The sequence below is a fragment of the Flavobacterium sp. 103 genome (assembly GCF_003096795.1).
Taxonomy (GTDB): domain Bacteria; phylum Bacteroidota; class Bacteroidia; order Flavobacteriales; family Flavobacteriaceae; genus Flavobacterium.
Genome location: NZ_QENX01000001.1, coordinates 2,558,828 through 2,583,602, shown reverse-complemented (window position 1 = coordinate 2,583,602; position 24,775 = coordinate 2,558,828). Strand labels below are relative to the sequence as shown.

21 protein-coding genes are annotated in these 24,775 nt (G+C 34.8%); 1 reads left to right on the top strand and 20 read right to left on the bottom strand.

The features are described 5' to 3' along the window. Window positions 1-98: 98 nt before the first annotated feature. From aroA to C8C85_RS10485, 13 genes are all read right to left on the bottom strand, one after another. The gene (gene aroA, locus C8C85_RS10545) at window positions 99-1,334 is read right to left on the bottom strand and encodes a 3-phosphoshikimate 1-carboxyvinyltransferase (protein ID WP_116797039.1); all 1,236 of its coding nucleotides are present in this window, start codon (window positions 1,332-1,334) and stop codon (window positions 99-101) included. A 79-nt stretch (window positions 1,335-1,413) separates the two neighbouring features. Beyond that, a complete protein-coding gene (locus tag C8C85_RS10540; RefSeq protein ID WP_007811153.1) occupies window positions 1,414-1,740 on the bottom strand; it encodes a nucleotide pyrophosphohydrolase in 327 nt (108 codons plus the stop codon). After that, on the bottom strand, window positions 1,737-3,734 hold the full coding sequence (locus tag C8C85_RS10535; protein ID WP_116797038.1) for a DUF3857 domain-containing protein: 1,998 nt from the start codon (window positions 3,732-3,734) through the stop codon (window positions 1,737-1,739). The genes C8C85_RS10540 and C8C85_RS10535 overlap by 4 nt, the downstream gene beginning before the upstream one ends. A gap of 3 nt (window positions 3,735-3,737) precedes the next feature. Next, window positions 3,738-5,756 carry a transglutaminase domain-containing protein gene (locus tag C8C85_RS10530; protein ID WP_116797037.1) on the bottom strand — a complete coding sequence of 673 codons (2,019 nt, stop codon included), beginning with the start codon at window positions 5,754-5,756 and terminating at the stop codon, window positions 3,738-3,740. A 7-nt stretch (window positions 5,757-5,763) separates the two neighbouring features. Next, window positions 5,764-7,680, bottom strand: coding sequence for a DUF3857 domain-containing protein (locus C8C85_RS10525; protein WP_116797036.1), 1,917 nt, complete (start codon window positions 7,678-7,680; stop codon window positions 5,764-5,766). A 54-nt stretch (window positions 7,681-7,734) separates the two neighbouring features. Beyond that, window positions 7,735-8,187, bottom strand: a complete 453-nt coding sequence (dtd, locus tag C8C85_RS10520) for a D-aminoacyl-tRNA deacylase (RefSeq protein ID WP_116797035.1) — start codon at window positions 8,185-8,187, stop codon at window positions 7,735-7,737. A gap of 69 nt (window positions 8,188-8,256) precedes the next feature. Beyond that, entirely contained in the window at window positions 8,257-9,234 is a 978-nt protein-coding gene (gene rsgA, locus C8C85_RS10515) for a ribosome small subunit-dependent GTPase A (protein WP_116797034.1), read from the bottom strand. 232 nt (window positions 9,235-9,466) lie between these two features. Next, a complete protein-coding gene (locus C8C85_RS10510; RefSeq protein WP_111411100.1) occupies window positions 9,467-10,549 on the bottom strand; it encodes a bifunctional 3-deoxy-7-phosphoheptulonate synthase/chorismate mutase type II in 1,083 nt (360 codons plus the stop codon). A gap of 153 nt (window positions 10,550-10,702) precedes the next feature. Then, window positions 10,703-11,560, bottom strand: coding sequence for a prephenate dehydrogenase (locus C8C85_RS10505; RefSeq protein WP_116797033.1), 858 nt, complete (start codon window positions 11,558-11,560; stop codon window positions 10,703-10,705). Between the two features lie 208 nt (window positions 11,561-11,768). Further along, the gene (locus C8C85_RS10500; RefSeq protein ID WP_116797032.1) at window positions 11,769-12,914 is read right to left on the bottom strand and encodes a pyridoxal phosphate-dependent aminotransferase; all 1,146 of its coding nucleotides are present in this window, start codon (window positions 12,912-12,914) and stop codon (window positions 11,769-11,771) included. Window positions 12,915-12,976: 62 nt separating this feature from the next. Beyond that, window positions 12,977-13,804 carry a prephenate dehydratase gene (locus C8C85_RS10495; protein ID WP_116797031.1) on the bottom strand — a complete coding sequence of 276 codons (828 nt, stop codon included), beginning with the start codon at window positions 13,802-13,804 and terminating at the stop codon, window positions 12,977-12,979. Further along, complete coding sequence (locus C8C85_RS10490; RefSeq protein WP_116797030.1) at window positions 13,801-14,013, bottom strand: hypothetical protein; 213 nt, start codon at window positions 14,011-14,013, stop codon at window positions 13,801-13,803. The genes C8C85_RS10495 and C8C85_RS10490 overlap by 4 nt, the downstream gene beginning before the upstream one ends. A 437-nt stretch (window positions 14,014-14,450) precedes the next feature. Then, a complete protein-coding gene (locus C8C85_RS10485) occupies window positions 14,451-15,695 on the bottom strand; it encodes a dicarboxylate/amino acid:cation symporter (protein ID WP_116797029.1) in 1,245 nt (414 codons plus the stop codon). A gap of 165 nt (window positions 15,696-15,860) precedes the next feature. On the opposite strand from C8C85_RS10485, the gene gldA reads away from it, so the two are divergent. Beyond that, entirely contained in the window at window positions 15,861-16,757 is an 897-nt protein-coding gene (gene gldA, locus C8C85_RS10480) for a gliding motility-associated ABC transporter ATP-binding subunit GldA (RefSeq protein ID WP_116797028.1), read from the top strand. 83 nt (window positions 16,758-16,840) lie between these two features. Here the strand turns inward: gldA and C8C85_RS10475 are convergent, their stop codons facing one another. From C8C85_RS10475 to C8C85_RS10445, 7 genes are all read right to left on the bottom strand, one after another. Further along, window positions 16,841-17,224, bottom strand: coding sequence for a hypothetical protein (locus tag C8C85_RS10475; protein WP_116797027.1), 384 nt, complete (start codon window positions 17,222-17,224; stop codon window positions 16,841-16,843). Further along, entirely contained in the window at window positions 17,225-17,605 is a 381-nt protein-coding gene (locus C8C85_RS10470; RefSeq protein ID WP_116797026.1) for a hypothetical protein, read from the bottom strand. 82 nt (window positions 17,606-17,687) lie between these two features. Next, window positions 17,688-18,815, bottom strand: a complete 1,128-nt coding sequence (locus C8C85_RS10465) for a helix-turn-helix domain-containing protein (protein ID WP_116797025.1) — start codon at window positions 18,813-18,815, stop codon at window positions 17,688-17,690. Between the two features lie 75 nt (window positions 18,816-18,890). Next, window positions 18,891-20,303 (bottom strand): pyridoxal phosphate-dependent decarboxylase family protein, encoded by a 1,413-nt coding sequence (locus C8C85_RS10460; RefSeq protein WP_116797024.1) that lies wholly within the window; start codon window positions 20,301-20,303, stop codon window positions 18,891-18,893. 89 nt (window positions 20,304-20,392) lie between these two features. Beyond that, entirely contained in the window at window positions 20,393-21,349 is a 957-nt protein-coding gene (gene metF / locus C8C85_RS10455; RefSeq protein ID WP_116797023.1) for a methylenetetrahydrofolate reductase [NAD(P)H], read from the bottom strand. Window positions 21,350-21,451: 102 nt separating this feature from the next. Next, the gene (gene metH, locus C8C85_RS10450) at window positions 21,452-24,133 is read right to left on the bottom strand and encodes a methionine synthase (protein WP_116797022.1); all 2,682 of its coding nucleotides are present in this window, start codon (window positions 24,131-24,133) and stop codon (window positions 21,452-21,454) included. A 176-nt stretch (window positions 24,134-24,309) separates the two neighbouring features. Then, the gene (locus C8C85_RS10445; RefSeq protein ID WP_116797021.1) at window positions 24,310-24,750 is read right to left on the bottom strand and encodes a potassium channel family protein; all 441 of its coding nucleotides are present in this window, start codon (window positions 24,748-24,750) and stop codon (window positions 24,310-24,312) included. Window positions 24,751-24,775 lie beyond the last annotated feature (25 nt).

Sequence of the window (24,775 nt, the reverse complement as noted above, 5' to 3'; positions counted from 1 at the left end):
TATACGATTGTGAGATAGGCGTTGTCAAGTGTTTAGGTGTTTATTTTTCCTTACCTGACCCTATCCCGCAATGTGATTGCAAAAAACTCAATAAAAGTTTATGTAAACGACCATCTTTGCATCATAAAAAACCCTATTTTCTTTAAATCATCCCAAAAATCAGGATATGATTTTGATACTACATCTGCATTATTGATAACAATTGGCACTTTTAATCCTAATGGTGCAAAAGCCATCGCCATTCTGTGGTCGTTATAAGTATCGATTCTTATCTCTTCATTAATACTTTTTGTCGCAACAAGTGTCAAGCTATCATTGGTCACTGTAATATTAGCTCCCAATTTTGTCAATTCAATACGAAGTGCTTCCAGTCTATCGGTTTCTTTAATTTTTAAAGTGTGCAAACCGGTAAGATGACAACCAATTCCTAAACCTAAGCAAGTAACTACAATAGTTTGTGCAATGTCTGGAGTATTATTTAACTCAAAATTCAAATCTTTGTATTCGAAATCACTTTGCTTTGTCAAAGTAAGTTTGTTTCCTTCAAAATGTGACGTCACTCCCATTTCCTTGTATATCTCAACCAAAGCTGAATCCCCCTGCAAGCTAGTTTCTTTATAACTGGTCAAAGAAATAGTGGCTGTTTTTGCCAAGGCAACTAAACTAAAAAAGTAAGATGCCGAGCTCCAATCGGATTCGACCGTCATAACTTTGGTTTCTACTTCCTTTTTTGGATGTACTGTGATTACGTTTCCAACAAAACTAGTTTGAATGTTTAAATCATTCAATAATGCCAAAGTCATTTTGATATACGGAATCGAAGTTATCTCACCAACCAAAGTCAGTTCAATTCCGTTCTCTAATTTTGGCGCCACCAAAAGCAATGCCGATATATATTGACTGCTCACATTGGCTGGAATGCTTACTTTTGAAGCCGTAATTTTTTGTCCTTTGATTCGAATAGGCGGATAACCTTCTTCTTTTTCATAAGTGATCTGCGCTCCTAATTGCTGCAAGGCCTCAACCAAAACTTTTATCGGGCGTTCTGTCATTCTTTGCGATCCAGTCAATACAACTTCACGTCCTTCATTTACCGCAAAATATGCCGTTAGGAAACGCATTGCAGTCCCTGCGTGATGAATATCCACTATTTCATCGTTCCCCACCAAAGCTTTTTGCATTACTTCACTATCATCAGAATTTGAAGTATTCGCCAAAGTAATATTTGGATACAATGCCTGAAGCAACAATAGTCGATTGGTTTCGCTTTTGGAACCTGTAATTGCAATTTGTTCTTGTAAATCGTGTTGTGAAGTTTGTAACAGTAAATTCATTTTGGATGAGTTGATAGGTGTGTTTGACAAATTTATTTTAAAAAAAGGATGTACCAAAACTTTATCCTGACTTATAACATTATTTTAGTTTATCGTTGTTTTTGTGTCGGTCTTTATCACGAACGGATTTTAGATCCATTTTCTTGTCAAAAGCGGCTTGCAAATCGATTCCGGTTTGATTAGCCAAACACAATACCACAAAAACAACATCGGCCAATTCTTCACCAAGATCTTTGTTTTTATCGCTTTCTTTTTCGGATTGCTCTCCGTAACGACGGGCTATGATTCGGGCTACCTCACCTACTTCTTCGGTAAGTTGTGCCATATTGGTCAATTCATTGAAGTAGCGAACTCCGTGTTCTTTGATCCAAGTGTCTACGTCTAGTTGGGCATTTTTTAGGTTCATGGTTGAATTTTTTTGAGAACTATTTTTTCGTTTTGCTTGTCAATCATTTTTTGATAAAACTCTTTAATTGGTTCATAAAACCCAGCAGAAACTATAGACATATTATTCTCCTTAGTAATTAAAAGCTGTATTCTATTACCCTGAAAAACCGTGTTAATTGAAAAAGACAACTCTTTACCGTCTGTCGATATTCTCATCGGCTGAGGAATTGACTCTACAGTATAATTGTCCGGTATTTCAAAACTGACATTATATCTTTCCAGTTTTGGATAACCAAAATAGATGGGCATTTGTCTTTTTTCCTGAACAAAAGGATTATGTGATTGTGTAAAAAACAACATCGGATTGATGTATATTTTGTCTCCAATAATATCGCAATGATTGCTAGCCGTAAAAGTAAAATTTTCCAGAATAGGATTTGCTAAATCGGTCTTTTTATTATCAATAGAATAATCTTGAATTTTAATACCTCCAAAGTCATTTTCTATCTTTTCCAGATAAGTATCCGTATTCATTTCTCCATATTTCTCTCTAAAACTGTAGGCGTCATAATCCGTCATTTGAAGTCTATACTTCCCTTCCATTTTAGCTTCCTTGTCCATTTTTACCATCAAAGTATAATATTTACCAGATGGTTTTGTGGGAACCAAATCAATTTCTTGAGAAATTCCTTCTTGCTTAATGAGTCGTCCTTTCCAATTTAAAACATTCAAAGGCAAGATGTTTTGTGTGGTGTATTTATGTGTTGCATCCAATAAAATTTGCTTGCCGTCTATAACAACAGCTGCAATAACATAATTAAAAACAGTTCTATTAGGAAAAACAGGTATCCCATGTTCTTTTGTACTAACCAAAACTGGACTCGCATCCAATCCTGCCAATTTCAACATTGAGATGAGAATGAAATTTATTTCGGCTACATTTCCTGTTTTGTCAATATAGGCCTGCTTAACACCTTTATCCGTATAATACCCATTATCATCATTCCAATTCATTCTGTTTTGAACAAATTTAAAAACTATCGCAAGTCTTTCTTCCTTAGAATCAATGTCTTTTAAAATCGTTTTTACATCATTTAGAAGATATAAACTTTCTTTTAATTCAATTCCAAATTCTTTATCCGCATAAATAGTTTTAGTTACACCATCCCAATCTTTGGAATAATTCTTTTCTTTTTCATCCGGAAAATTTGTCTTTTCAAGTTCGTGATGGAGAGAAGATTGATAATTTTGAATATTATCCACAAAATTTTCCTCTTTTAAAGCTGGAATATTTTCTGCAGTATATTTTGTCTTTAATTGCCTGAAACTCAAATTAACGGTTTGTGAATTTTTGTCATCAAAAGAAAAACTTCCGCCCACCACCTTTGAATCCATTTTAATATCAATAAAACCAACTTGAATCGGTTTATAAGTAAAAAAATAAGGGATGTTGGTAGTATATTCAGCGTAATTTACTGGAATTTTATCCTGAAAATTGAAAACTGGAAACTTAACAATATTTTCAGTTTTAAAAACGTATTTAAATTCAATGACCGATCCCACTTTCACATTAGGCAACGTTATGGATGCTTCATTCCAATATTCATTTACATTTTTTTTAAAACTTCCTTCACTATTAAGTTTTGTTTTGACAATTGAACCATTCTCAAGATTATAAGTTGCTGCATTCGAAAACTTAACAACATCATCATTGTAATGTTCATACCCCACATAATAAGGCAAGGTGAAATTAGCCCAATCAGACCCTTCCTTTTTATAGATTTTAATACGCATAGTCACTTCTGTGATTGCTACAAATCCATTCTTCAAAGAATAATCAAAACTAGTTTTACCGTTTTTAAACAATATCGCTGCCACAGCGCTAGTATCTTTGGGATGCTGTTTTTCATTTAATTCCGAAATAGACACTTTCCCTAATTCAAAATTTTGAGCATTTATCTTTATACAAGAAAACAAAATCAATAACCCCAAAAGGGCTTTAAAGTTTCTCATTATTTATGCTTTCTTTAAAACGATTTTTTCAGTTTGCTTAGCAATCATTCCTTGATAATATTCTTTTAGTGTAGTATAATATTCTGGCGAAACAATTGGTGTATTAATTTGATGGCTAATTGATAACTGTATTTTATTTCCTGAAGCATTCGATATAAATCTAAAGCTACCAATATTATCCTCCATATTAAACACAGATGATTTTGGAAGTGTTTCTATCACATATCCATCTGGAATATCAATATTTATTGCATATTTGTCTATAAATGGGAACCCATAATCAATAGGATATTCTCTAACCTCTTGTTTAAATGGATTATGTTCTTTGGTAAAAAACAACAATGGATTGATATACATTTTTTCACCAATGATCTCACACAAATTTGTCCCTGTAAAAGAGCAGGTTTCTACAATTGGCTTTTTAACATCTTTCTCATTTGCTCTAGAGTAATCAGAAATTTCAATTTTCTCGTTTTCATTTTCCAATTTTTCCAAATATTCCTCCTCTTTTATGTTTTCTATCTCCGATCTAAAACTCATAGCATTATGGTTGGTTCGTTGACGTCTTAATTTACCCGTAATTTTACCGGTGGCATCAATTGAATACATCATTGTTACATTATCATCTGAAACTTTTGTAGGCATCAAATCGACTTCTTCTGATGTTCCATCTTTTCTAATTAACCTCCCCATCCAATTTAAATCCCTAAATGGCAATACATTTGGAGTTGAAAATTTACTTGTAGCATCCAACAATATCAACCCTTCTGGAGTTTCTACAGCAGCAATAACATAGTTAAAAGCCGTCCTATTTGGAAAAATTGAAATCCCATTTGCTCTGGTGCTAACCAAAACAGGATTTGCTTTTAATCCAGCTGTACGCAACATGGCAGTAAGCATTAAATTAATTTCTGCTACATTACCAGTCTTGTCTTTATATGCCTTTTTAACACCATCATCGCAAGAATAACCATTATATTCATTCCATTTTACGGTTGATTTCACATAATTCAGAATAGCTAAAATAATTTCATCCTGAGCTGTTAATCCAGCAATAACCGCTTTTAAATCATCTTCAAAATAACCCGTTTTATTAAGTTCGGGCCCAAAATCTTCATTATCATAAATAGTTTTTACTACTGCATTCCAATCTGTAGAATAAGGCTTAAGTGGTTCATTTGGATAATGCGTCATCGATAATTCTTGTGCTAAACTTGTTGTATAATTATCAATATTATTTACAAATGCTTCCTCCTTCATGGCAGGCATGTTTTTCGCAATATAAATAGTTTTGGTTTCCATGTACTCAATTTTATCCGTTGAAAAATTGGTCTGAGAAACATGACCAGACTCTGTTCTCTCTTTGCTGGTAATCACAAATGATTTTGGAGATTTTTCAACATTGATTTGTGGCGTAACAAATCCTTTCATTTTAGTATTGTATATAAAATATTCCGGCACATAGGTTTTATACTCTGTATAATCAACAGGAATATCAGTCTGGAAATCAAATTCTCGTAGCATCCCAATATTATTTGTTCGTATCGTATATTTAAATTCAATGACCGAGCCTTCTTTAACATTAGGCAAAGTTATTTTCTTTTTACTCCAATATCTATTAACCTTCTCCTCAAATTCCCCTTCACTTTTTATCTTTGTTTTTTCAATTTTCCCCGCCACTAAATTATAAGTTACAGCATCCGTAAACAAGACATTTTCTTTTATCGAACTACCTCCCGAATAAAACCCTACTGCTTTATTTGCCCATTCATAGCCATCCTTTTTATAAATTTTAATACGCATAGCTATTTCCGTAATTACTCTGAAACCTTCATTTTGCAAATATTCAAATCTAGTTGAACCTGTTTTAAATAATATTGCAGCAACAGCGGCCGTATCTTTCGGGTGTGCTTTTTGCTCCAATTCTGCTATAGAGACTTTTCCTAATTTAAATTCTTGAGCGTTTGCATTGAAATAAGATAGGGCTAATAACAATAGAAGGGTTAAGTGTTTGGTTTTCATTTTGTAATTAAGATTTGGTTAAAATTATTTTTGCGTTGTCGTTTCTGGAAATTTGTTCCATAAAAAGACGAAATTCATCGTATTCCTTATTAGTATATAAACCTTTTTTCAAAAAGAACTTTCGCTTATAAACGATATTAGCATTGTCTTTTTTGATAATCTCTGTTTTATATTCACCGAATTTCCCGGAAATTTCAACATTTCCCGGAAGAAATTCAATCGAGAAATTAACTGGAAGAGCGATTTCTATTTCATCGATATCTACTGAGCCTCTTTGAATTTCTAAAGGATTTTTTCGGTTTCGAATTCGTTTGACACTTTGAGTTAATGGATTAAAAGCATTTATAGCAAACATCATTTTATTTGTTGATACATTACCGTAATTCACTGCACTTATTTCGGCATTTTCAGTAAAACTCACTTTTTCAGTATCATTTTTAAAAGTGACTTTTTTGATTTTTAAATTATTAATGGTACTCCAATAATCTTTATAAAAAACTTCCATTTCCGTTGGAGAAAGCTTATCATTATTAAATTTTTGATTGTATTGAGAACCCTCAGAAACGATTCCTATTTTTCCATAAAAATCACCATTCTCTGCAATAGAATAAGTTCCTTTACTGATTTGGGTATTACCCATATCTTCGTAAACTTTTGTTCTTACAATCTCTCCTCCTTCGGGTTTTACCACCAAAACATTTCTGTCATCTGTAAACGTTCCTTGATAACCAAAAGGATCTATCTGACTTGTACATTCTAAAAAAACATATTTATCTTTATTGGGTATAGCCAAAATCATATGATTCCCTTGCATTGAAACAAAATCAGTTTCAATATCACGCTTTCTTGGATTACCATATAAAATCACATTATAAGATGGTACATCCACCGCAGCAAGGAGTGCTTTGGTATAATTACTCAAAGCCTTACAGTCTCCATACCCCAAACGATCAACATCACCAGCCAACATTGGTTTCCATCCTCCAATACCAATACTTATATTCACATATCTTGATTTTTCCTGAACATATTTATAAATGATTTGTGCTTTCTTAATGGGATCAGTTTCATTACCTACTAGAGCTTTCATTTTTACTTTAGTTTCTTCTGGAAGATCTGTGGTTCCCTGTAGAATTTTTTCACTGTACCATTTTCCGAATTCTGCCCATGTTTTGGCAGTTCCATCCACCCCTTCAAGATGAAACAATTCTAATCCCATCATTACTCTTGGAAAAAGATAACTAATAGAAGGACTTGCTGTTTCTTCTTTTTGGGCCAACATTTTTGATGCTGTATAAGAAAGTTGTGTCGAAGTTTCTATCGTTTTTTTTACATTAAAATTCGAGAAATTGAATTCTTTATATTTAAAACTGAGGTTTGAAGGATAACTTATGTTCAGAATGCTTTTTTCTATACTTACAGCATAATCATTCAAAGGCATCCATTGCGGAATGAAAGCAGTATTGGATGTTTCTGTTTCGCTTTCAAAAACAACTGTAAACGGATATTGTATTGGTGTATAATCTAAGTAAATATAACGGCTCTCCGAAAAAAGAGTACTTCCGCTTACTGCACTTACATCCCTGAAATCTCCTTTTTTTATTTTTTTTATTTCCTTTCCTGAAACATCATAAACCGTTGCCAATATACTTTTGACAGGACTCGATTTGTCGTAATTTTCATAGGCTTCAATAGCGCCTAAGCCATTCTCATTCAAGACAGTTACCACACGTTTGTTTTTGATATTCATGCTGCGTTGAGAAGCAATTACAATATCAATTTGATTCAAACGAACCACTGCATTCGCATTTTCTTTGAGACTATCGGAAAGAGTAAGTGTACTATAATCGCTCTTTTGAGCAAAAAGAAACGTTGTTGCAAATAAGAAAGCAACGTAAATAATAGAATGGGACTTGGGGGTCATAATAAAATTTTAGCATCGAAATATAAGAAAATTTCGTTTAAATAAAAGCTAAAATTATTCTTTATTTTTACTATCGATTTGAATAGTAACAGGACCATCATTCAGCAATAACACTTTCATATCTGCTCCAAAAATTCCCGTTTGTACTTTTTTACCCAATTCCTTTTCCATTTGTTTTACAAAACTTTCATATAAAGGAATTGCAATTTCGGGTTTTGAGGCTTTTATATAAGAGGGACGATTTCCTTTTTTGGTTAAGGCATGAAGTGTAAATTGAGAAACAACAATTATTTCTCCATCAATATCTTTTACGGAAAGATTCATTACCTCATTTTCATCTCCAAAAATGCGAAGATTTACAATTTTTTGGCAAAGCCAATTGATGTCCTCTTGTGTATCGGCATCTTCAATACCAACTAAAACTAGTAAGCCTTTTTGAATATCGGCTACTATTTTATTGTCAATGGTTACGGAGGCTTGAGAAACTCTTTGGAGAACAACTTTCATTGATTACAAATTGCAGATTTAAAAAACAGTGTTTTTTGACATTGATATTGAAATTGAATTTTGCAATTGTTATTCCCTAGATTTATCACTAATGATTCGATCCTCGTTGTAATCATCGGTACGATAATGCTCATCATCTCCTTCCAGAATTTTGAGATAACTATTATATCGGGACCAAGCAATTTCATCTCTTTCTAATGCGGCTTTTATGGCGCAATGTGGTTCTTCTTTATGCAAACAATTGTTGAACTTACACTGGTCTTTCAATTTGAAAAATTCGGGAAAATATCCGCTAATCTCTGACGGATCCATATCGACCATTCCAAAACCTTTGATTCCTGGAGTATCTATAATTTTTGCCCCAAAAGACAAATCATACATCTCTGCAAAAGTGGTTGTATGTTGTCCCTGCTTGCTGGCTACAGATATAGTTTTAGTTTTTAAATGCAAAGAAGGTTCCATGGCATTCACCAGAGTCGATTTCCCAACACCCGAATGTCCAGAAAACATACTTACTTTACCAACCATCATATCTTGCAAAGCTTCGACCCCCTTATTCTCTGTCGAGGAAACTCGCAAACATTTATATCCTATTTCCTGATACACATGTTGCATATACAACTGCTCATCAAGCGTAACCTCATCCAAGGTATCTATTTTATTAAAAACCAAAATAGCTTCAATTCCATAAGCTTCGGCGGTTACCAAAAAACGGTCTATAAAGTTGAATGTGGTAGGCGGATTGTTTACTGTTATTAACAAAAATACACGATCAATATTGGACGCAATAATATGCATTTGATGCGATAAATTAACCGCCTTACGAACGATATAATTCTTTCTTTCGTGAATATTATAAATAGTTCCAGTAATAGTATCTGATGTTTCTTCGAGTTCATAGTCGACAATATCACCCACAGCAATTGGATTGGTACTTTTAATTCCTTTGATTCGGAATTTCCCTTTCATACGGCATTCTATAAAATCACCTTGTTCTGATTTTACGGTGTACCAACTTCCTGTAGATTTGTAAACGAGTCCTGTCATAGAGGATTTTTGATTGAAGATTAACGATTTTAGATTTATGATTTAAATCTAAGTTTTTGCAAAGATAAAGGATTTATGATTGAAGATTAGCGATTTTAGATTTATGATTTACAAGACTTCCTAAACAAACAAAAAAAATCCCAAAACCTAAGCCTTGGGATTTATTGAAATCTAAATTTACGACTCACGAAATCTAAAATCGTTAATCCTCATTCTAAAATCTAAAATCTTTTTACGAATTCAAGATTTTTTCTTGATGACCAATACTTTCTTGGTGGATATTTTTGAACAATTTAACTATAAATTCTTCTGTCAATCCTTTTTTGGCACCTTCAGCAATCATTTTTTCCTGGATTTCATTCCAACGGTTGTTTTGAAGAATTGCAACGTTATTTTCTTTTTTCACTTGTCCAATTTCGTCAGCCACTTTCATTCTTTTTCCTAATAAGTCTAATAAATTAGCATCAAGCACATCGATATTAGCTCTTAATTTGGTCATTTTACTTGTAAACTCATCAGTGTCTCCACTCACTTTTCTTACTTTCAAATCTTTGAAGATTTGTTTCAAAGCAGCAGGAGTTACTTGTTGAGCAGCATCACTCCATGCATTATCTGGATCATTATGAGTTTCGATAATCATACCGTCATAATTTAAATCCAATGCTTCTTGAGTTACTTCAAGAATCATATCACGGTTTCCTGTAATATGTGAAGGATCAATAATCAAAGGTAAATCAGGAAATTTATTTTGCAATTCAATAGCAATTTGCCATTCTGGAATATTTCTGTATTTAGTTTTTTCGTAAGTAGAAAAACCTCTGTGAATTACACCCAATTTCTTGATTCCAGCAGCATACAAACGCTCTACACCACCCAACCATAAAGCCATATCAGGATTTACAGGATTTTTAATCAATACAATTTTATCAGTTCCTTTCAAGGTATCGGCGATTTCTTGAACAGCAAAAGGATTTGCCGTTGTACGAGCACCAACCCATAAAACATCAATGTCATTTTCTAAAGCTAATTTACAGTGAGCTGCAGTTGCAACCTCTGTACCCATAAGCAAACCTGTTTCTGCTTTAGCTTTCTTTAACCATTTCAATCCAATCTCTCCAACACCTTCAAATCCTCCTGGACGTGTTCTTGGTTTCCAAATACCAGCTCTAAAAACGCTTACGTCAGAATCTTTCAATTCATGCGCGATTTTCAACACTTGCTCTTCTGTTTCAGCACTACAAGGTCCTGCTATTACAAATGGATGAGACAATTTGAACTCGTTCAACCAATCTCTCATTTCTTTCTTGTTTTCCATCTTTTCTAAAATTATTTACTTTTTTCTCTCTCCTCCCGATAGCTATCGGAACTCCCCAAACAACTGGAGGGATTAAGAGAGATCTTTATTATTAATTGCTTACTACTACTTTATTTTGTTGTTCTATTTTATTTTTCTCTAAACGAATTACTGCTACTTTTTGGCATTCATTCCGTTCAATATTTCCTTAATTCGGTTGACGCTTTCCATTTCATGATAAATCGCTTCGTAATCATCATTTACCAAAAGCTCCTTAAACTTGGATAAATTTGAAATATATTCTTCCAATGTTCTGACCACCTGCTTTTTGTTTTGTTTAAAAATCGGTGTCCACATCGCTGGCGAACTCTTGGCCAAACGAACGGTACTTTCAAAACCGGAACCTGCCATATCAAAAATATCTTGTTCGTCCTTTTCTTTATTGATTACCGTTTTTCCAAGCATAAACGAACTGATATGTGATAAATGCGACACATAAGCAATATGTTTATCATGCGATTTTGGATCCATATAACGAATTCTCATTCCGATTGCCGCAAAAAGCCACAATGCTTTTTCCTGTAATTTGAAAGTCGTTTTTTCAACTTCACAAATGATGTTTGTTTTCCCTTGAAACAACCCTCTAATTGCCGCTGATGGTCCCGAAAACTCTGTTCCTGCAATAGGATGCGTAGCAATAAAATTTCTTCTTCTTGGATGACCCGAAACCGCTTCGCATATTGGTGTTTTGGTCGAACCCACATCAAAAACAATAGCCGAATCTGAAATTAAATCCAACACTGTTGGCAAAACCACAATTGCCGTATCCACTGGAACCGAAACAATCACAAAATCTGCCTTGGACAAATCATCAAACGTTGCAGCTTCATCAATAACTCCAAGCGCTATAGCTTCCTGCAAATGCTTTTCATTACTGTCAATCCCAAAAATTTTGGCATCAGGATTCAAACCTTTTGCGTCCAATGCTATTGACCCTCCTATTAATCCAACACCTATTACGTATATATTCATCTTCTCTTTTTTTTGTAGCTAATCCTGCTATCCGTTTCAATCTCCCGAAAAAAATCGGGAGGATTTCCACTACTATCAGGGCTAGGGCATCTCGTTTTTTCAGAAAATTTTGTCTTATCACTTTTATTGTCATTCCGACGGAGGAGGAATCTTCGTTGGTTACTCACTTCGCGGATATTCCTCCTCCGTCGGAATGACAAACTGTAATCTAAAATCTACTTATCGCTTCTTGTACTTTCTCCTCTTTTACACAAAGCGCAAATCGAATGTAACCTTCTCCATTACTTCCAAAAATGGTTCCAGGTGTTATAAAAATAGATTTCTCGTATAATATTTTATCGATAAAATCCTCCGCCGATGTTATTCCTGCAGGTAATTTTGCCCAAACAAATAGTCCAACGCCTTCTTTGTACACTTCACAACCCAGTTTTTCGGCCAATTGTTCAGTAAGTACACGACGTTTTTTATAAACGGCATTCATCGAGTCAAACCAGGATTGATCACTTTTTAATGCTTCCACTGCCCCTTTTTGGATTCCGTAGAACATCCCGCTATCCATATTGCTTTTTACTTTAAGTACCGAATCAATCAGCGTTGCACTTCCCAAAACCATTCCTACTCTCCATCCAGCCATATTGAACGTTTTGCTCAAAGAATTCAGTTCCAGCGCAATATCTTTGGCTCCTTCTACCTGCAACAAACTCATTGGTTTATCATTCAAAACAAAACTATACGGATTGTCATTGACCAATAATATATGATGCTTTTTGGCGAAAGCCACTAATTTTTCAAACAATTCCAGACTTCCTCTCGCTCCTGTAGGCATATGTGGATAACCAATCCACATAATTTTCACTTTTGATAAATCCAGTTTTTCTAAAGCTTCAAAATCAGGTTCCCAATTATTCACTTCTTTCAAATCGTAATAAACAGGTACAGCACCAACTAGATTCGTCACTGAACTGTATGTAGGATATCCTGGATTCGGAATCAAAACATGGTCTCCTTCATTCAAAAAAGCTAAGGAAATATGCATAATTCCTTCTTTAGATCCCATCAAAGGCAAAATTTCCACATTAGAATCTAAGGTTACACCATAATTATTTTTATAAAAATCTGCCATCCCTTTTCTAAGTTCAGGCAATCCTTGATAACTTTGATATTGGTGTGCATTCTCATCTTGCATTGCCAAAATTACGGCATCCATAACTGCTTTTGATGGCTTCAAATCTGGGCTTCCAATTCCCATATTGATAATTGGTTTTCCCTCTGAGGCTAATTGTCTCACTTCTCTCAATTTAGATGAGAAGTAGTATTCTTCAATTATATCGAGACGTTTTGCTGTTGTAATCATGCTATTTTATATTTCTCTTTTCAGATTTTATTTTTCTTTAAAAACTTGTGCCTTTGAACTTATCAAGGTTTGGTATTTTTATATTCTCCCAATACTTTAAAATATTCGGCCATTATCGTTAACAATGCTTTTGACTTGGCGTAATCTTCGTATTTATCGAAAGTCACATCCACAAAAAAAGAATATTTCCAAGGTGTTTCTATTTTTGGTAATGATTGTATTTTGGTTAAATTCAATTTACAATCGCTCATTACATTCAGCACTGCAGCCAAACTTCCTCGTTTGTGATCCAATTCGAATTTAAGGGAAGCTCTGTTGATTTCGTTTTCTTCAGCAAAAGTATTTTCCTTTTTAATAATGACAAAACGAGTCATATTATTGTTTATCGTTTGGATTTCTGGAGCCAGAATTTCCAAATCATACATTTCTGAAGCTGTTTTACTAGCTATAGCTGCAATTCCTTTTAGCTGTTTTTCGTGTATTCTTCTGGCGGTTTCGGCAGTATCCTTGTCTTCAACTAATTTTATGTTTGGATATTTTTTTAAGAACTCCATACATTGCAATAAAGCCATCGGGTGTGAATGCACTTCTTGAATATCTTCAATCTTTTGACCTTTCAGTGCCATTAAATTTTGGTGAATATCCAAATAATGTTCTCCTATAATGTGCAGATTGTTTTTGTCAATCAGTGCGTAATTTGGAATAATAGGTCCTGCAATAGAATTTTCTATAGCCATTACTGCCTGATCTGATTTTCCCGACAACAAACTAGCTACCAATTCCTCAAAAGACAGACATTCGTCCACTTCTATATTTTGATAAAAATAGTCTTGAGCCACTTGATGGTGGAAAGATCCTTTAATTCCTTGTATTGCAATTTTCGTTCTCATTGGGTCAAAAAAAAATCCTGATTTTCATCAGGATTGTATATTAGTTTTATTTGTTTTTTGTTCTTCAAATAACCATAGCACAATCCCTTACTTCCTAAAGAAGAAATAAAAAGAGTTGCTAAAATAAAAACGGTTATTTGACATGATGTGCTTTGTTTTTCTTCCGAAGAAGTATTTAAATTTTGGTTGTCAGAGAACCCACTTTTCATTTGATAGAAATTTTTTTTATTGTGGGTTTCAATTATTTATTGCAAATGTATGACATATTTCGAGTCAGCCAAAATAAAAATAATCTTTTATGTAACAAAAAAAGATTCGTTTGTTAAAAGGGATTTTAATTCATTATTCCATAAAAAAGAAGCTTTTTGAGACGTTAAAATTATTGAATTCAAAACGAAAAATTAAACAGTAAATTTATTTTCTGATAAAAAACGGTTTTTTTTTTAATCCCTTGCTTTTGAAAGTTGATAAAAAAGACTAGTTTTTGGTTTAAACTAAATATCTTGTGAGCCGAGTGAGAGATAGAAATAAGCTACCGAAGTAGCATGAATAGCCCGACCCCGTTGAGTAAAGGAGCCGAATAAGCGGTCTTAAAAGTTGGCTCCTTTACTCAACGGGGGCACTCCAAAATAATTGTTCATATTATTTAAGCAATACTTTGGCTAATCCATTTCTTGCCTTCGGAGATTCTGGTGACTACCATTGAACAGACCAAATCACCGTTGGCATTCAATAAAGTTGCAATTGGGTCGACCAAAGTCCCTATAATCATTGCAGCCGGCAAGGCTTGCTCCATCGGAAAACCATAAACGGTTATGGCGAGAATTTCTCCTATATATCCTCCGTTTGGAATACCGCCTTCGACTACAGACACTATTATGGTGATACCGATTGCCGTTAATAAAGTATAAGGATCCGTAAAATCCTTGCCGAATAAGGCAAAAATCACAGCGATTTTGACAATCGAAGACATACTCGAACCGTCTTTGTGCAGGGGCGCTCCAAGCGGGATTACGAGATTCCGAATGTGACTCGGAATATTCATTTGCTCAGCCGCTTCCAGATTGGCAGGGATAGTTGCAATACTACTGCACGTTCCCACTGCCGTCAATGCAGGAGTGATGTTGTTTTTCCAAAATATTTTGAGCCCTAGTTTTCCTCCAGCGAAAAAAGCATACAAGCTAAAAAATACAATAAAGTAAAAAGTACAAACAGCATAATATAAAGCTAGTGGTTTGGCATATGCACCAAATAATTGTGGTCCGAAGATACCAACTTGATATGCAAAATAAGCACCAAGACCTATTGGTGCCGTTTTCATAATAAGATGCAGTAATTGTTTCATCACTTCGTTTCCAGAATTAAGAAACCGCGCGAAGTCTTTTCCTTTTTCCCCTGCACGCAAAGTTGAAAAACCGATTAGAAAAGAAAATAATATGAGCGCCAACATATTTTTTCGGGACAGTATTTCATAGAAATCATTGACTGTTACCAATTGTGTGATTTGAGAACCAGTGCTGCTTTCCCGAATAGTTTCTAATGCAACTTTTGAGATTACTATCCCTTGATGAATTGGAAAAATCAAAACACCGATAATCATTATAATGGCCGAAATAATCACGGTTGTTAGAAACACTCCTAAAACTATCCCGAAGAGTTTACCTAATTTTTCGCTTTTTTGTAAATTGGCGATTGAGGATGCAATGGTAAAAAACACCAACGGTATGATTGCCGTAAAAAGTAAATTCAGAAATATATCTCCTAATGGCTTTATGACTTCTACTCCATTTCCAAAAACTAGACCTAAAATACTACCAACGATTATTCCGCCAAGGAGTAATAGAATACTGCTGTAATTTTTCAAGAAACTGCCTGATTGATTATTTCCCATATTGATTTAGTTTAATTGTAAATATATAAATCTTAATGATAAAGCCATCATTTCTATCCAAGCTTTGTCAAAGTTCCAAAATTTGACAAAGGTGTAAGGCTCATTGTTGGACAAAAACAATAAACAAAAGTTTTTTCTGTTTACTTTTGCAACAAATAAAGTTTTATGTCAATAGAAGTAAAAAACATTTCGAAAAGTTATGGTGCCCAAAAAGCATTGGACAACATTTCATTTTCTGTTAGAAAAGGTGAGATCGTTGGTTTTTTAGGACCTAATGGCGCCGGAAAATCAACCTTGATGAAAATTTTGACAACTTATATTCACGCCGACTCTGGTGTTGCGCTAGTCAATGACTTTGATGTAAACACTCAGGAAAAATCGGTGCAGCTTTCTATTGGATATTTACCGGAACACAACCCATTGTATTTGGACTTGTATGTGAGAGAATATCTGGCTTTTAATGCCGACGTTTATAAAGTAGATAAATCAAGAATCGAAGAAGTAATTCAACTTACAGGTTTACAAACTGAAAGCCATAAAAAAATAGGACAGTTGTCCAAAGGCTATCGCCAAAGAGTAGGTCTTGCAAATGCATTATTGCACAATCCCGATGTTTTGATTCTGGATGAACCTACTACCGGATTGGATCCAAATCAATTAGTCGAAATCAGAAATGTGATTAGAAACGTAGGAAAAGACAAAACGGTTTTTCTTTCTACACACATTATGCAGGAAGTCGAAGCGATTTGCGACCGAGTGATTATTATTGACAAAGGACAAATAGTTGCCGATAAAAAATTGGACAATTTAATTTCCGCCAATAAAGAACAAGTAATCGAAGTCGAATTTGATTTGAAAGTAGAAGAAGACCTTGTTGCTCAAATTCCACATTTAAAATCTTATAAAAACATTAATGGCTGTTCTTGGGAACTGACTTTTGTTTCGGATAAAGATATGCGCCCAACGGTTTTTGATTTTGCTTACGATAATGGATTGAAAACTTTACAGCTGAATCAAAAGAACAAGAATTTGGAGGCAGTGTTTAGGGAAATCACGAAGTAAGTTGAAAGATTGCAGATTTTAGTTTACAGATTACAGATAAAAAAAGAGCTCGCTTAAAGTCATTTTAAACGAGCTCTCTTTTTTTATTTCACCAATGACTTTAAATAGATTGTAAATAGTAATGATAATACAATTGCCGAAAGGCGAACCATATTTTTCACAAGTGCACTATTAAAACTTAACGAAGGTAAATTGGATTTTGTTTTTAGAAAAAAGACAATAAGCTTTTTATATTCTAATAAAATCAAGAACAAAACACCAATCGTTAATACAACAGATTGCAATAATGCGCCCGTATTCATTTGATAAAAAACATTGATTAAAGTCAAATTGACTAGTAGCGCAAACAAAATTATGGCTCCTATTAACAATGTTCTTCGAAACAATAATAAATAACCGCCACCAATTTGGATAAGCGCTATTATAATTCCAAAAACCTGTGAGTGTCCAAAATAAAACCAAGTCAATCATTCACCCGATTGCTGATTCATAGGCAAACTCGCAATTTCTGTTGGCACGATAAATTGAAGTCCATAAAACTTTTTCCAACCAAAACTGGCAATATTAAAAGCTATAGCATATCGAATTCCGCTATATAAAAAACCATATATTTTTGCAGAATTCATTTTCTGCTCGTGTTCTAAATAATGCCATATAAAAGGAAATAGAAGAGCACTTAATAAAGCAATCCCAACTAAAGAAAAAACTACTATTGGCGGAAACCAAGAAATATTACCGCCGTTACCAAGCATTAATAGCAAAGCGGAAAACACAAGTCCCAGTATTAAAGTTGTACTGATTTTTTTGGCTATTGAAGTTGAAACCTCATGATTTGATTGTTCTAACATAACTTTTTTATTTGAATTAATACACCCCAAAATTGGCTATTAATCAAATATCAAGTGTTCCGATGTACCCGTTCGAACGTATTTAAACTTCCTTTTTTTCTAAAATCCTATTTGATTTTACAAAATCTGTTGGAGACACTCCTGTATACTTTTTGAAAGTTGTATTAAAAGTAGTTTTAGAATTAAATCCAGATTCATAAGCAATTCCCAGAATATTTAATTGACTGTATTTCTCAGACAACAATAACATTTTCGCCTCTTCGATTCTGAATTTGTTTATAAAATTATAGAAATTATCCCCATACAATTCGTTAATCACAAACGAAGTTTCATTACAACTTGCCTTCATGTTTTTGGCTAATTTTGGCAAACTTAAATCATTTTCCAAATATACTTTTCCAGAATTCATGAGTACCCGTAATTTTTCGTCTAACTCATTCAATCGCTTTTCCGAAACTCTTTTGGGATTCTCTTTTTTATACTCTTTAATAGTTGACAACTCATCTAAATCTTTTTTATTAAAATCAAAAATTTCTTTTTGCTGTAAAGAAAAATAAGCTAGAAAAAACACAGACAAAAGATACAATAAAGGAGTAAACCGGATTATATTTTTCAAGTCGAAAAAGACAAGATTGAACCAAGCAGTTATAATTATTACCAAAATCAATAAAAAATATTTTAGCCAGGAAAGATCAATTTGCTCCGTTGATGATGAAAATTGACGTATATCTTTTATGTGTTTTTGCAATTTACTAAAAGACAAATACCAGTAAATTATTGTTTGAAGAGGCAATGCAATTTGTAGCGCAAAAAAAACTATTCTGCCTACAGAATAACTGAATTCAATGTTTTTCCCAGTGATAAAAAACGGAAATCTGAAAATTAAAAAGATTAAAAAGGGCAAAAAATGCCATAAAATTTTCTTATCAAATTTTTTAAGCAATGAAGTAAAATATAAAATACTGATATAAAGAGCTGGAGCGGTTAAGAATCTCATCAAACCAATTAAATCAAATAAAACTGGGTGAATTGACTGAAAATTTTCCGAGACTAAAAATATTTCCAACATCGCTAATCCAAGAGTAATGACAAATAATCCCAACCAGCGATTTGCTATACGATTAATTTTTTGCGGATGCATAATAAGCAGAAAACCTAATAAAAAGGCTGCTCCTGAGGTAATACCCATTATGATTGGAAAATTCATCATATCAAAAAATCAATTTATAGTATTCCAGAAACAATCTCAAATATAAGGCAATTTATGCATTGATTCAGAAAATAACTATTTGATTCCCAACTCCAAAATACTTTCTTTCATTTCTTCTATCACTATTTGAATATCATTTTCATTTGTTCTCCAATTGACAAAGGAAGCCCGAATTCCTTTTCGGTTTTGATACACTGTTGGCGTCATAAACACTTTGCCGTTATCGTTGAGATGCGTCAAAAATAAATTTACTTTTTCCTGATTGTGTTCTCCTGCCAAAGTGAAACAAACGTTGTTGAGGCGAGTTGGTGCCAGTAATTCGAAGCTTTCATCATTAGTTATAAAAGCATCAAATAGCAACGCCATCTCAACACTATTTCCTACAATGTCTTGAAATCCCTGCTTTCCATATGCCAATAACGAAAACCAAACAGGCAAAGCTTTTAATCTTCTCGAATTTTCAGGCAAGAAATTCAGGTAACTGAAATTCTCCAATGGATCTCCCAAATATGGAGCATTCGAATTTTGGAACGTTTCCACTTGTAGATTTTTATGTTGTTCTTTTATCAAATAAAAAGCACTTTCGTAAGGAACATTCAGCCATTTATGGCAATCTATGGTGATACTATCAGCATTTTGCCAACCGTTTACCAAATGTTTGTATTTTGGAGAACAAACTGCAAAACCTCCGAAAGCAGCATCAATATGCCACCAAAAATTGTATTTTTCTTTGAGTTTCGTAATTGCATTAAAATCATCAAAATCGGCCGAGTTGACAGTTCCCGCACTCGATATTAAAATAAAAGGCTGACCATTTAGACCTTTAATATTTTGTTCCAAATCGTCTATATCAATGGCTTCACGATTTCCTTCAACTGTTTTTATTTTGGTAAAATTTTGGCTTCCAACCCCTAACATCGCCAAGCATTTTACCGAAGAGGAATGTGGTGTAGCCGTAAGAATATTTAGAGGAGCGCTAATTCCGTTTTTTGCAAAATCTAGACCCAATTGTTTTCCGAACCATTGTCGAGCCACCGCCAAACTTGTAAAATTTGACATTGTAGCACCTGTTACAAATCCGCCCAAAAACGATTTTGGCAAGTCCAATAATTGCAACAATAAATTAATGGTTTCTATTTCTATCAAAGCAGAAACGCCTCCTTGTGCTTTTGTAGCCTGTGCATTTGGATCATAAATCGTAGTTAACCAATCGCCAACTATAGAAGCAGGTGTTGCACCTCCCGTAACAAAACCCCAATATCTAGGTCCCGCCTGTGAAACCATCAAAGGGGCTAAACGTTCATTGAATTCTTCCAAAGCAGACAATGCTCCCAAACCAGAATCGTTTAGATTCATATTGGTCGTAATTGTATTTTGGGTTGAAGTGGGAGTACTATCAATAACATTGAGAAAATCAATTCCTTGTTGTTTTACTTTTTCGAGAATGTTTTCAATGTCTTTTAAATCTTGTTGGAGGGTTGGATTCATATTCTTTTATTTAAAGATTAAAAAAAATACCCGATTAGTTTTAAAAACCGATCGAGTATTTCAAATTGAAATTAATAATAACTTTTTATTTAAAAAACTTGACTCGCAATTTGTCTGATATTCTCTGATTTTCCCATAGAATAATAATGCAACACAGGAACTCCCGCGGCTTTCAATTCTATCGATTGTTGGATAGCCCACTCGATACCCACTTGGCGTATTTCTGCGTTGTTCTTGCATTTATCAACTGCACTTATTAAATCTTCCGGTAAATCAATACGGAAAATTTGAGGCAAAATTTGCAAATGTTTTTGAACCGCTATCGGTTTAATTCCCGGAATAATTGGAACCGTAATTCCCATTTCTCTAGCTTTGGCAACAAACTCAAAATATTTGGCATTCTCAAAAAACATTTGAGTTACCACATAATCGGCACCTGCATCTACTTTCTCTTTCAGTCTTTTCAAGTCCGACAGCAAAGAAGGAGATTCCAAATGCTTCTCCGGATAACCGGCTACTCCAATACAAAAATCAGCTTTGTTATCTGCGTCCATAACATCGTGTAAATACTTTCCGCAATTCAATTGATTGATTTGTGAAACCAAATCTACCGCAAAATTATTTCCACCCGCTTTTGGCACAAAAGACTGTTCGTCCTTCATCGCATCACCGCGAAGTGCCATCACATTATTGATTCCAAGATAATGACAATCAACCAACATATACTCTGTTTCTTCTTTGGTAAAACCTCCGCAAAGCAAATGCGGTACGGTATCCACATTGTATTTGTGTTTTATCGAAGCACAAATCCCTAACGTTCCCGGACGCATTCTGGTTAATTTTTTATCCAATAATCCGTTGCCTTTATCAATGTAAATATACTCCTCACGAGAAGTCGTTACATCTATAAATGGCGGTTTGAACTCCATCAACGGATCGATATTATCGTATAACTCCTGAATGCTTTTGCCTTTCTGTGGCGGAATAATTTCGAAAGAGAATAACGTTTCTCCTTTGGCTTTTTCTATATGTTCTGTTACTTTCATAATCCTCCCCCTAACCCCCTGAAGGGGGAATTCCTGAAAGGGGTCATCAGGTTTGTGTTACTTTATTCTGCCTTGTTATTCCCCCTTCAGGGGATTAGGGGGTTAATCTGCTATATTTGGATTCAGCCATTTCATGGCGACATCGGTTGAAACACTTCTTCTTTTGGCGTAATCAATCACTTGGTCTTCTTTTATTTTTCCTAGACCAAAGTACTTGCTTTCTGGATTTCCAAAATAATATCCCGAAACCGAAGAAGCCGGCCACATCGCCATACTTTCGGTCAGGGTCACTCCAATTGCTGCCTCTACATTCAGCAATTTCCAAATCGTTGGTTTTTCCAAGTGGTCTGGACAAGCAGGATAACCCGGTGCCGGACGAATTCCTTTATAATCTTCCTCAATAAGTGCTTCTTTGCTCAAAACCTCATCGGCTGCATAACCCCAGATTTCTTTACGAACTTTTTCGTGTAAATATTCAGCGAATGCTTCTGCAAAACGGTCAGCCAAAGCTTTAACCATAATCGAATTGTAATCGTCCAAATCCTTTTCGAATTCAGCCGCCCATTCGTCTACACCAAAACCGGTGGTTACACAAAATGCTCCCATATAATCTACTTTTCCGCTCTCTTTTGGAGCAATAAAATCGGCTAATGCGATGTTTGGTGCTCCTTTTGTTTTTTGTGACTGCTGACGCAAAGTCAAGAATGTTTGTAATGGTTTTCCGTTTTCATCCGTCAACTCGATATCGTCATCATTGATTTGATTTGCAGGGAAGATTCCGTAGATTCCTTTCGCCTGTAATTTTTTCTCTTTCAAAATCACTTCCAGCATCGCTTGTGCATCCGCAAAAACAGAAGTCGCTTGTTCTCCAACAACCTCATCGGTCAAAATCGCTGGATATTTTCCAAACAATTCCCAAGTCCTAAAAAACGGAGTCCAGTCAATGTAAGGAACCAACACATCCAAGTCCACTTCGATAGTTTGTTCCCCAATAACTTTTGGTTTTACAGGTTCAAAATGTCTCCAATCCAATTGTAATTTATTTTTACGAGCTTGCTCAATCGTTAGGAAATTCTTGTCTCTTGAACGATTCAAGAATGTTTCTCTAAACGCATCGTATTCCGCTCGGATATCGCTTGCATAAATTTTTCGGTTGTGATCTAATAAATTTCCTGCTACGGTAACCGCTCTTGACGCATCGTTTACGTGAATCACGGTTTCTCTGTATTGAGGTGCAATTTTCACGGCCGTATGTGCGCGTGAAGTAGTTGCGCCACCAATCATTACCGGAATTTTCATCCCTCTTTTATCCAATTCCTTAGCGAGATACACCATTTCGTCCAAAGACGGCGTGATCAATCCGCTTAATCCAATAATATCTACTTCATGTTCAATAGCCGCTGCAATAATTTTTTCGGGAGGCACCATAACACCTAAATCCACGATCTCATAATTATTACAAGCCAATACCACCGAAACAATATTTTTACCAATATCGTGTACGTCTCCTTTTACGGTTGCCATCAAAATCTTTCCATTCCCCGATTTATCACCTACCTGTTTAGCAGCTTCGATAAACGGCAATAAATACGCCACGGCTTTTTTCATCACACGCGCCGATTTTACCACCTGTGGCAAAAACATTTTACCAGAACCAAACAAATCTCCAACAACATTCATTCCCGTCATCAAATTGATTTCGATAACTTCGATAGGTTTTGTGGCGGCTAAGCGAGCTTCCTCAACATCAATTTCTATAAATTCATCCACCCCTTTTACCAAGGAATGCGTGATTCTTTCCTGAACCGTTCCCGAACGCCATTCTTGAACCGCTTTCTCGTTGCTCTTTACATCGCCTTTTACATTTTCTGCAAAATCCAATAAACGTTCAGTGGCATCGTCGCGTCTGTCGAGAATTACATCCTCAACGTGTTCCAATAAATCTTTTGGAATCTCGTCATATATCGACAACATTTCCGGATTTACAATTCCCATTGTCATTCCGTTTTTAATGGCGTGATACAAGAAAACCGAGTGCATCGCCTCTCTCACGGTATCATTTCCTCTAAACGAAAACGAAACGTTACTCACTCCACCACTAATGTGTGCGTGCGGTAGATTTTCTCGAACCCATTTGGTTCCCCTAAAGAAATCCAAAGCATTCAAGCGGTGTTCCTCCATACCTGTCGCTACGGGGAATATATTCAAATCGAAGATGATATCCTGTGGAGGAAAATCTACTTTGTTTACCAAAATATCATACGACCGTTGGCAAATTTCAACTCTACGATCGTAATTATCGGCTTGTCCTACCTCATCAAAAGCCATTACAATCACGGCAGCTCCATAACGTTTGATCAATTTGGCGTGATGGATAAAAGCTTCCTCTCCTTCTTTCAGCGAAATCGAGTTTACCACACATTTTCCCTGCACGACTTTCAAACCAGCCTCAATGATTTCCCATTTCGAACTGTCAATCATAATTGGCACACGAGAAATATCCGGCTCGGCAGCAATCAAATTCAGGAATTTGGTCATCGCATAAACGCCATCAAGCATTCCCTCATCCATATTGATATCGATGATCTGCGCCCCACCTTCTACCTGCTGTCTCGCAATATCGAGTGCTTCCTCATATTTTTCCTCCTTGATTAATCGAAGGAACTTTCTCGAACCTGTTACATTGGTTCGCTCCCCAACATTCACAAATACGCTGTCCGGCGTAATGATCAAAGGCTCTAATCCCGATAATACAAGGTTTCTTCTATTTTTATTGTGTCCCATTTTTTTATTTTATCTTGCCACGAATTCACGAATTATAATCTATATTTTTAAAATTCCTGAATTCGTGTTTATAATTTAAAGTCTTTCTTTGCGTCTATATTTTTATATTCTATTCTAAACTATTAATAAACTTAAATAAATTTCCCCGTCCCACGCTCATAACTGTTTTTTTACAATTAATTCTTATTATTTTTAATTGCTATAATTTTCTGTACTACTGCAAAGAACATTGTGGTTGACCAACCAAATAACAAAATCCCATTCATGGCTTCAAATCCACTCATGATGCGCCAGATAGGAGGGAGCGTGATATCGCCATAACCTAACGTGGTGTAAGTAATCATTGAAAAATAAATCGATTCTTCCCAATGACTGATTTTATCCAATGCAGGTATCATCATATAAACGCCAGCCCAAAGAGCAATTTCAATAAAGTGTAATACCATTAAAAAAACGGCCATAGTAGAAAGTGTTTTCAAAATCTTATAAAATCCGAAAACCTGACTTTTTAAATCGCGGTTGCGAAACAAATAATTCAGCCACCATGCGGTTCCCAATCCATGAATAAAAATGGTTGCAACAATAATTCCCAAACTAAAAAGTATTTGTATCGCCATCTATTTTTAAAATTTACAAAATTAC